This window comes from Streptomyces sp. NPDC059456 (assembly GCF_042750055.1).
In the GTDB taxonomy this organism is placed as follows: Bacteria; Actinomycetota; Actinomycetes; order Streptomycetales; family Streptomycetaceae; genus Streptomyces.
Window position 1 is genome coordinate 1 of sequence record NZ_JBHYVA010000314.1, and the last position, 9,272, is coordinate 9,272.

A 9,272-nucleotide genomic window follows, 5' to 3' on the forward strand; every position below is an offset into this window, starting at 1 on the left:
CGCCTCCCCCGCCGCCGCCTCCGCCGCCACCCCCGAGGCCGCCACAGCCCCCGGTCTGAGCCGCCGGGCCACGGCCGACGAGTCCGCGCCGGGCGGGCGCACCCGGAGGCCGTGCCGGACGGCCCCGGGTCCAGGGCCCGAGCCGCCGGGCCTCAGCCGCCGGGGCCGGGCGGGGCCTTTCGAACACGGTCGTCCGCCGGCTCGCCCCGAGGACGCCGGTACCTGCCCTTCCGCTTCTGTTCATCCCGCCGCCGCTCCCCCGTCGTCCCCCGGGCGCCCGCCCCGGGCAGCGGCGCAGGACCCTGCGCCGCAAAATGGTTCCGGCAGGTGGGACGGGGGTCCAAGCACGGAGGGCGGGAAGATACGGTGAGGGCACCATGAGCGCTTCGCAGACCTCCGACGTCCCCACCCTCCTCGTCAAGATCTTCGGCAAGGACCGTCCCGGGATCACCGCCGGGCTGTTCGACACCCTCGCCGCCTACTCCGTCGACGTCGTCGACATCGAGCAGGTCGTCACCCGTGGCCGCATCGTCCTGTGCGCCCTCGTCACCCAACCCGCCGGCGGCGCCGAGGGCGAGCTGCGGGCCACCGTCCACAGCTGGGCCGAGTCGCTCAAGATGCAGGCCGAGATCCTCTCCGGCACCGGCGACAACCGGCCGCGCGGCAGCGGCCGTTCCCATGTCACCGTGCTCGGGCACCCGCTCACCGCCGAGTCCACCGCCGCCATCGCCGCGCGCATCACCGCGACCGGCGGCAACATCGACCGCATCTTCCGGCTCGCCAAGTACCCCGTCACGGCCGTCGAGTTCGCCGTCTCCGGCTGCGAGACCGAGCCGCTGCGCACCGCCCTGGCCACCGCCGCCTCGCACATCGGCGTCGACGTGGCCGTGGTCTCGGCCGGTCTGCACCGCCGGGCCCAGCGCCTGGTCGTCATGGACGTGGACTCGACGCTGATCCAGGACGAGGTCATCGAGCTGTTCGCGGCGCACGCCGGCTGCGAGGCCGAGGTGGCCGAGGTGACCGAGCGGGCCATGCGCGGCGAGCTGGACTTCGAGCAGTCGCTGCACGCCCGGGTGAAACTGCTGGCCGGGCTGGACGCCTCCGTCGTGGACAAGGTCCGCTCCGAGGTGCGGCTCACCCCGGGCGCCCGGACGCTGATCCGCACCCTCAAACAGCTCGGCTACCAGGTGGGCGTGGTCTCCGGCGGGTTCACCCAGGTGACGGACGACCTCCAGGAGCGGCTGGGCCTCGACTTCGCCTCGGCCAACACGCTGGAGATCGTCGACGGGAAGCTGACCGGCCGGGTCACCGGCGAGATCGTGGACCGGGCCGGCAAGGCCCGGCTGCTGCGCCGGTTCGCGTCCGAGGCCGGCGTTCCGCTGGCCCAGACCGTGGCCATCGGCGACGGCGCCAACGACCTGGACATGCTGAACGCGGCCGGGCTGGGCGTCGCCTTCAACGCCAAGCCGGTGGTCCGCGAGGCCGCGCACACGGCCGTGAACGTGCCGTTCCTGGACGCGGTGCTGTACCTGCTGGGGGTCACCCGGGAAGAGGTCGAGGCCGCCGGCCTGACCTGAGCCGCCCGTCCTCGTGGGCGTCCTCGTGGGCGTCCTCAGTGGTCCTTGGGCGTCCAGTAGTCCAGCAGTGTGCCCACGCCGTGCTCCACGGACTTCCAGGAGCCGGTGAAGGAGACGACGGCGAAGGCCGCGGTCGGGAACCCGGTACGGGTCATCCTCGTCGCGGTGTCGCCCTCCGCGCGCCCGGAGAGGGCGTCGGCGAGGGCGTGCATGCCGGGATTGTGGCCGATGACGAGGAGGTCGCGGACGTCGTCCGAGGTCTCGTTCAGCAGGGCGATGAGCTCGCCGAGCGAGGCGTCGTACAGCCGCTCCTCGTAATGGGTCTTCGGCCGGTGCGGCATCTCCTGGACGGCGAGCTTCCAGGTCTCGCGGGTGCGGGCCGCGGTGGAGCAGAGGGCCAGGTCGAAGGTGATGCCGGTCTCGGCCAGCTTCAGTCCGACGGCCGGTGCGTCCTTGCGGCCGCGTTCCGCCAGCGGGCGTTCGTGGTCGGACACCTCGGGCCAGTCGGCCTTGGCGTGCCGGAGGAGGACGATCCTGCGGGGTGTGTCGGCGCTCATGGCTCCCAGCTTCGCACGGATCGGGCCGTGGAGCGCAGGGTGTTGGAGCGCTCGGCGGCGCGTGCGGGGCGGCTCCCGGCGTGCGTCGCGCCCGTGCGCTCGGCGGTCCGGGCGGGGGTGCCCCGTCAGCCGACGACGCGCAGGATCCGTTCGATGACCTGGAGGATCGCGGAGGCCTCTCCGGTGGCGGCGTGGGCCTGGCCGGAGCCGGCGAGGAGCATCAGCAGGAGGCCGAACGCGAGCGCGGGAAGCGCCGGCGCCCACCAGTGCAGCCGGGTGCTCGCGCCGTGGGCTCGCGGGCGGCGGCCGGGGACGGGCCGGGACGTCATGGGGGCCGACATGGCCGCCTCCGTGGGTGCGCGGGGTGGGACTGGCTCGCTCTCTTCGAATCTATGGATCCGAGAGCGCGGTTCCCATCCGGGGCACACCCCAGTCGACCCTGAACCTGACCCCCTAGGGGTCGGGGGGTTATCCCCACCAACCCCCTCAGGGGGAGACGACGGACGCGATGACGGAGATGATCACGGTCACGACGAGCATCGCGCCCAGCACCATGCCGAGCTTCTTGTGACTGTTCTGCGGGTTGGGTTCGAGTACGGGCGACATGCCGCTCAGTCTCGCATGCCGCATTCGTCCTCGATCGTGCGGTCCCGGCCGGCCAGGACGCCCAGCGCGATCTGCGGGACCAGCAGGCCCGTCATGACGGTCAGCGGCAGGTCCCAGCCGCCGCTGTGCTGGTAGAGCGTGCCGATGAGGAGCGGTCCGGGGATGGAGATCAGGTAGCCGACGCTCTGCGCGAAGGCGGAGAGCTTGACGACTCCGGCCGGGGACTTGGCGCGCAGCCCGATCATCGTGATGACGAGGGGGAAGGCGCAGTTGGAGACGCCGAGCAGGAGCGCCCAGGCCCAGGCTCCGGCGGCGGGGGCGAAGTGCAGGCCGCTGTACCCGACGAGCCCGAAGACGCCGAGGGTGGCGGCGATGGCCCCCTGGTTGCGCATCCGGCCGGCCAGGTTGGGAATGACGAAGGCGAGCGGGACGCCCATGACCATGGTGACGGCGAGCAGGACGCCGGCGGTGCCGGCGGAGACCCCGGCGTCGCGGAAGATCTGCGGGAGCCAGCCCATGGTGATGTACGCGCCGGTGGCCTGGAGGCCGAAGTAGCAGGCCAGGGCCCAGGCGGTACGGCTGCGGACGATCTTCGGGCCGGCGTCGGCCCGCGCGTCCGCGGCCGGCCCGGAGGCGGTGGCCCGCTTCTCCCGCCGGACGGCCGCCGTGACGGGCAGCCAGGGCAGTACGGCGGCCACCGCGAGCACGGCCCAGACCAGCAGGCCCGTGCGCCAGCTGCCGCCGAGGGCGGAGGTCATGGGGACGGTCACGGCGGCGGCGAGCGAGGTGCCGATGGCCAGGGCCATGGAGTACAGGCCGGTCATGGTGCCCACGCGGTCCGGGAACCAGCGCTTGACGATGACCGGGAGCAGCACGTTGGTCAGGGCGATGCCCGCCAGGGACAGGGCGCTGGCGGCGAGGAACCCGACGGCTCCGTCGGCGAAGGGCCGGATCAGCAGGCCGGCAGCGACGGCGCCCATGCCGGCGCAGACGACGGCGGCCGGGCCGAAGCGGCGGGAGAGCCGGGGTGCGGTGACGCCGAAGACGGCGAAGCAGAGCGCGGGGACGGAGGTGATCAGTCCGGCGACGGTGCCGCTCATGCCGAGGCCGGTGCGGACCTCTTCGAAGAGGGCGCCGAGGCTGGTGATGGCGGGCCGCAGGTTGAGGGCGGCCAGCACGATGCCGACGATCAGGACCGGGCCGAGCCAGGTGGGCTGCGGTCGCGGGTCCTCGGGAGCGGTGGAGCGGGTCTGTGCGGGTACCGTGCGGGCGGCCTGGGGCCGGTTCAGGGTCCTGATGTCTTCGTCGGGCATAACACCATCATAGAATCATGGGATGATTGACTGTCACCCCCCAGGCTGAACTTGGAGAGGACCCCGCCCGCATGCCGCTGACCTCGCCCCGGCGCTCCGCGCTCGTCGATCAGGTGATCGCCCAGCTCAGGAACCAGATCACGTCCGGCGAATGGCCGGTGGGATCCCGCATCCCCACCGAGCCCGAGCTGGTGGAGCTGCTGGGCGTCGCCCGCAACACCGTCCGGGAGGCCGTCCGGGCCCTCGCGCACAACGGGCTCCTGGACATCCGGCAGGGCTCGGGGACGTACGTCATCGCCACCAGCGAGCTCGCCGGCGTGATGCACCGCCGTTTCGCGGGCGCCGACCCGCGGCACGTCGCGGAACTCCGCTCGACGCTGGAGTCCGCCGCCGCCCGGCTGGCGGCGGAGCGGCGCACCGAGCGGGACCTGGGACAGCTGGACACGCTGCTGGCGCGGCGCGAGGAGGCCTGGGAGAGCGGGGACGCGGAGCGGTTCGTCGCGGCGGACGTGGCGCTGCACATGGCGGTGGTGGCGGCCTCGCAGAACGAGGTGCTGATCGAGCTGTACGCGGACCTCGGCGACCTGGTGGCCGACTGGCTGCGCACGGACGTGGGCACCGAGCTGGATCCGGCGGCGCACCTGGACCACGCCCGGCTGATCGAGGCGATCCGGCGCGGGGACGGCGACGCGGCGGCGTCGGAGGCGGCGGGCTACCCGTTCGCCTGCCTGGGCCGGAAGTAACGGGCCCGGCCGCCGGGGTCACGGATGCTGGTGGGTGACCCAGGCCGAGCGGACTTCCTTCCAGCAGCGGCTGGTGAGCTCGACCCGGCCGGCCGGCCCGAGGGCGGTGGCGGCGGTGTCCGCGTCCAGGTCCCACCAGCGGTCGCACTCCACGTGCAGGCGCAGGAGGTCGGTCTCCGGATAGCTGTTGTGGCAGGTCGCCGTCACCTGCGACCCGTCGATCACGGTGTCGCAGTCGGCGCCGAAGAGCTCCTTGGCGGCGGGCGGCTCGGCCCGTACGGGCGGCTCCGCGGGGATCTCGTCGAGGTCCACGACGGCCCGGTCCGGCACGTGGTCCGGCACCTGGTCCCACGCATGGTCCGACACGTGGTCCGGCGCCTGGTCCGGCACGTGGTCCGGCACGTGGTCCGGCATCCGGTCCGACGCCCTCCCCACCGCGGCGGGCGCCACCGCCTCGGGCCCGGGCGCCGGTTCGCGCCGCTCGGGTTGCGCGACGGCCCCCGGGATCAGGAATCCCGTCAGGACCACAGAGGTGACCAGCAGCGATACCGCTCGGCTCCGCCTCGCGCGCACTCCCGTACCTCCTCCCCGCACGAGCCGGGAAGATCCCGACCCGGCCAGTTTGCAGGCATCCGTCCCGGTTTTCGACTCGGGAAGATCCGGTCGGACGGCGGACATCTGATCGAGTGCACCGCCGGGATCCCGGCCCCCACGGGCACGAACGGCGGGCGGGGGGCGCCCGCCGCCCCGCGCGCCGCCCCTGCGCCCGCGGCCCGCCCCCGCCGCCCCGCCCGGCCCCCCCCCCCCCGGCCGCGCCGCCGCCCCCCCCCCCGGCCGCGCCCCCCCCCCCGCGGCCGTACGGACGTACCGGTGCCCGGTCAGGCACCCATTGCGTGCAGGCCGCCGTCCACGTGGACGATCTCGCCGGTGGTCTTCGGGAACCAGTCCGACAGCAGGGCCACGACGCCCTTGCCCGCCGGCTCCGGGTCGCTCATGTCCCACTCCAGCATGGAGCGGGAGTTCCACACGTCGGCCAGCTCCGAGAAGCCCGGGATGGACTTCGCGGCCATCGAGCCGATCGGACCGGCGGAGACCAGGTTGCAGCGGACGTTCTCCTTGCCCAGGTCACGGGCGAGGTAACGGCTGGTGGCCTCCAGCGCGGCCTTGGCCGGGCCCATCCAGTCGTACTGCGGCCAGGCGTACTGCGCGTCGAAGGTGAGGCCGACGACGGCCGCGCCCTCCGCCGGGAACAGCGGCTTGCACGCCATGGTCAGCGACTTCAGCGAGAACGCCGAGACGTGCATGGCGGTCGCGACCGACTCGAACGGGGTGTTCAGGAAGTTGCCGCCCAGGGCGTCCTGCGGGGCGAAGCCGATGGAGTGCACGACCCCGTCGAGGCCGCCGAGCTCGTCGCGGACGAGGCCCTCCAGGCGGGCAAGGTGCTCGTCGTTGGTGACGTCGAGCTCGATCACCTTGACCGGCTTCGGCAGCTTCTTGGCGATGCGCTCGGTCAGCGACGGGCGGGGCCACGCGGTGAGGATGACCTCGGCGCCCTGCTCCTGGGCCAGCCTGGCGGCGTGGAAGGCGATGGACGACTCCATCAGCACCCCGGTGATGAGGATGCGCTTGCCGTCGAGAATTCCGCTCATGGTGATCAGTGACCCATGCCCAATCCGCCGTCAACGGGAATGACGGCTCCTGTGATGTACGCGGCGTCGTCGGACGCCAGGAAGCTCACGGCGGCCGCGATCTCCTCGGGCTGCGCGTAGCGGCCCAGGGGCACCTGGCCCACGATGCCCGCACGCTGCTCGTCGGTGAGCACCTTCGTCATGTCGGTGTCCACGAAACCGGGGGCCACGACGTTGAAGGTGATGTTGCGCGAACCGAGCTCGCGCGCGAGCGAACGGGCGAAGCCGACCAGCGCGGCCTTGGAGGCCGCGTAGTTGGCCTGGCCGGCCGAACCCAGCAGGCCGACCACCGAGGAGATCAGGACGACGCGGCCCTTCTTGGCACGGAGCATGCCACGGTTCGCGCGCTTGACCACCCGGAAGGTGCCGGTCAGGTTCGTGTCGACGACGGAGGCGAAGTCGTCCTCGGACATCCGCATGAGCAGCGTGTCCTTGGTGATGCCGGCGTTGGCCACCAGCACCTCGACCGCGCCGTGCGCGTCCTCGATCTCCTTGTAGGCCTGCTCCACCTGCTCGGAGTCGGTGATGTCGCAGCGGACCGCCAGGACGCCGAGCGCGGTGAGCTCCTGCGGCGGCTCACCCGACCGGTACGTGATCGCGACCTTGTCGCCGGCCTGTGCGAAGGCTCGGGCGATGGCGAGGCCGATGCCCCGGTTTCCTCCGGTGACGAGAACCGAGCGGCTCAACGGATCACCCTTTCGACTAGCGGTCTGAGTAACCAAAAACCTATAGGCCAGGTACCCCGTGCGCAGAATCGATCTCCCACAGGGCCTTGGGACGGGCTCTGTCGAGTCCCTACAGAAAGATGTAGGCACAAGCGCCCCGAGCGCGACATGATCGAGGCGACCGGCCCCGACCCCGGGAGGACTTCGTGCCCCATTCCATCGACGCGGCCTTCACCGCGCTGCCCTTGCGGGCGCTCGCCGACGCGGCGCTCGCCCGGGCCCGCGCGCTGGGCTCCGACCATGCCGACTTCCGGCTCGAACGCATCCGCAGCGCCTCGTGGCGGCTCCGGGACGCCAAGCCCTCGGGCAGCTCCGACACCACCGACCTCGGGTACGCGGTCCGCGTGGTGCACGGGGGCAGCTGGGGGTTCGCCTCCGGTGTGGACCTGACCATGGACGGCGCCGCCAGGGTGGCCTCGCAGGCCGTGGCCATGGCGAAGCTGTCCGCCCAGGTCATCAAGGCCGCCGGTGCGAACGAGCGGGTCGAGCTCGCCGACGAGCCGGTGCACGCCGACAAGACGTGGATCTCCGCGTACGAGGTGAACCCGTTCGAGGTGCCGGACGCGGAGAAGGCGGCCCTGCTCGCCGACTGGAGCTCCCGGCTGCTGGCCGCCGAGGGGGTCTCGCACGTCGACGCCTCGCTGCTCGCCGTCCACGAGAACAAGTTCTACGCCGACACCGCGGGCACGACGACCACGCAGCAGCGGGTGCGGATCCACCCGCAGCTCACCGCGGTGGCCGTGGACGCCGGCACCGGCGAGTTCGACTCGATGCGCACCATCGCCCCGCCGGCCGGGCGGGGCTGGGAGTACCTGACCGGCACCGGCTGGGACTGGAACGCCGAGCTGGAGCAGATCCCGGGGCTGCTCGCCGAGAAGATGCGGGCGCCGAGCGTCGAGGCCGGGCGCTACGACCTGGTCGTGGACCCGTCGAACCTGTGGCTCACCATCCACGAGTCCATCGGCCACGCCACCGAGCTCGACCGGGCGCTGGGCTACGAGGCGGCGTACGCGGGGACCTCCTTCGCCACCTTCGACCAGCTCGGCAAGCTGAAGTACGGCTCCCCGATCATGAACGTGACCGGCGACCGCACCGCCGAGCACGGCCTGGCCACCGTCGGCTTCGACGACGAGGGCGTCCAGGCGCAGAGCTGGGACCTGGTCAAGGACGGCACCCTGGTCGGCTACCAGCTCGACCGGCGGATCGCGAAGCTCACCGGCCTCGGCCGCTCCAACGGCTGCGCCTTCGCCGACTCCCCCGGGCACGTGCCCGTCCAGCGGATGGCGAACGTCTCGCTCCGGCCGGATCCGGGCGGGCTGTCCACCGAGGACCTGATCGGCGGGGTGGAGCGCGGCATCTACGTCGTCGGCGACCGCTCCTGGTCGATCGACATGCAGCGCTACAACTTCCAGTTCACCGGGCAGCGGTTCTTCCGGATCGAGAACGGCAGGCTGGCCGGACAGCTGCGCGACGTCGCCTACCAGGCCACGACCACCGACTTCTGGGGCTCGATGGAGAAGGTCGGCGGCCCCCAGACGTACGTCCTGGGCGGCGCCTTCAACTGCGGCAAGGCCCAGCCGGGGCAGGTCGCGGCGGTGTCGCACGGCTGCCCGTCCGCGCTGTTCCGCGACGTGAACATCTTGAACACCACGCAGGAGGCCGGCCGATGAGCACGCTTTCGAACGGACGCACCAAGCCCCACGAGATCGTCGAGCGGGCGCTGGAGCTCTCCACCGCCGACGGCTGCGTCGTCATCGCCGACGAGGAGTCGACGGCCAATCTGCGCTGGGCGGGCAACGCGCTCACCACCAACGGCGTGACCCGCGGCCGGACCCTGACGGTCATCGCCACCGTCGACGGCAAGGAGGGCACGGCCTCGGGGGTCGTGTCGCGCTCCGCCGTCACCGCGGACGACCTGGAGCCGCTGGTCCGGGCCGCCGAGGCCGCCGCTCGGGGCGCGGGCCCCGCGGAGGACCCCCCGCCGCGGGGCACCCGGCCCCCCACCACGCCCGGCAGCACGGCCCCCCCCGCCGCTACCACCCCCGCGGGGGTGGCGGACTAGC

General features: G+C 72.8%; 10 protein-coding genes and 1 pseudogene. 4 read left to right on the top strand and 7 right to left on the bottom strand.

What is annotated here, in order from left to right; translation table 11 throughout:
- Positions 1-377: 377 nt before the first annotated feature.
- Complete coding sequence (gene serB, locus ACFXA3_RS24740) at positions 378-1,577, top strand: phosphoserine phosphatase SerB (RefSeq protein ID WP_054221798.1); 1,200 nt, start codon at positions 378-380, stop codon at positions 1,575-1,577.
- Positions 1,578-1,612: 35 nt separating this feature from the next.
- Here the strand turns inward: serB and ACFXA3_RS24745 are convergent, their stop codons facing one another.
- From ACFXA3_RS24745 to ACFXA3_RS24760, 4 genes are all read right to left on the bottom strand, one after another.
- Entirely contained in the window at positions 1,613-2,134 is a 522-nt protein-coding gene (locus ACFXA3_RS24745; RefSeq protein WP_385190243.1) for a SixA phosphatase family protein, read from the bottom strand.
- A 125-nt stretch (positions 2,135-2,259) separates the two neighbouring features.
- Positions 2,260-2,475: a hypothetical protein gene (locus ACFXA3_RS24750; protein WP_385190246.1), complete on the bottom strand. Its 216-nt coding sequence runs from the start codon at positions 2,473-2,475 to the stop codon at positions 2,260-2,262.
- Positions 2,476-2,620: 145 nt separating this feature from the next.
- Positions 2,621-2,740, bottom strand: a complete 120-nt coding sequence (locus tag ACFXA3_RS24755; RefSeq protein ID WP_376202100.1) for an SGM_5486 family transporter-associated protein — start codon at positions 2,738-2,740, stop codon at positions 2,621-2,623.
- A gap of 5 nt (positions 2,741-2,745) precedes the next feature.
- Positions 2,746-4,053 (bottom strand): CynX/NimT family MFS transporter, encoded by a 1,308-nt coding sequence (locus ACFXA3_RS24760; protein WP_385190249.1) that lies wholly within the window; start codon positions 4,051-4,053, stop codon positions 2,746-2,748.
- A 71-nt stretch (positions 4,054-4,124) separates the two neighbouring features.
- Between ACFXA3_RS24760 and ACFXA3_RS24765 the strand changes: the two genes are divergently transcribed.
- Positions 4,125-4,796, top strand: a complete 672-nt coding sequence (locus ACFXA3_RS24765) for a FadR/GntR family transcriptional regulator (RefSeq protein WP_385190259.1) — start codon at positions 4,125-4,127, stop codon at positions 4,794-4,796.
- 18 nt (positions 4,797-4,814) lie between these two features.
- Here the strand turns inward: ACFXA3_RS24765 and ACFXA3_RS24770 are convergent, their stop codons facing one another.
- The 3 genes from ACFXA3_RS24770 to fabG all read right to left on the bottom strand — a co-directional run bounded on the left by ACFXA3_RS24770 (position 4,815) and on the right by fabG (position 7,170).
- On the bottom strand, positions 4,815-5,369 hold the full coding sequence (locus tag ACFXA3_RS24770; protein WP_385190251.1) for a hypothetical protein: 555 nt from the start codon (positions 5,367-5,369) through the stop codon (positions 4,815-4,817).
- A 305-nt stretch (positions 5,370-5,674) separates the two neighbouring features.
- Positions 5,675-6,445, bottom strand: coding sequence for an enoyl-ACP reductase FabI (fabI, locus tag ACFXA3_RS24775; protein WP_385190254.1), 771 nt, complete (start codon positions 6,443-6,445; stop codon positions 5,675-5,677).
- Positions 6,446-6,450: 5 nt separating this feature from the next.
- The gene (gene fabG, locus ACFXA3_RS24780) at positions 6,451-7,170 is read right to left on the bottom strand and encodes a 3-oxoacyl-[acyl-carrier-protein] reductase (RefSeq protein WP_048476758.1); all 720 of its coding nucleotides are present in this window, start codon (positions 7,168-7,170) and stop codon (positions 6,451-6,453) included.
- A gap of 185 nt (positions 7,171-7,355) precedes the next feature.
- On the opposite strand from fabG, the gene ACFXA3_RS24785 reads away from it, so the two are divergent.
- Both ACFXA3_RS24785 and ACFXA3_RS24790 read left to right on the top strand, forming a co-directional pair.
- The gene (locus tag ACFXA3_RS24785) at positions 7,356-8,879 is read left to right on the top strand and encodes a TldD/PmbA family protein (RefSeq protein ID WP_385190256.1); all 1,524 of its coding nucleotides are present in this window, start codon (positions 7,356-7,358) and stop codon (positions 8,877-8,879) included.
- A pseudogene (locus ACFXA3_RS24790) lies at positions 8,876-9,268 on the top strand (TldD/PmbA family protein); the annotation flags it as partial. The gene ACFXA3_RS24785 and the pseudogene ACFXA3_RS24790, both read left to right, overlap by 4 nt.
- Between the last annotated feature and the right edge of the window lie 4 nt (positions 9,269-9,272).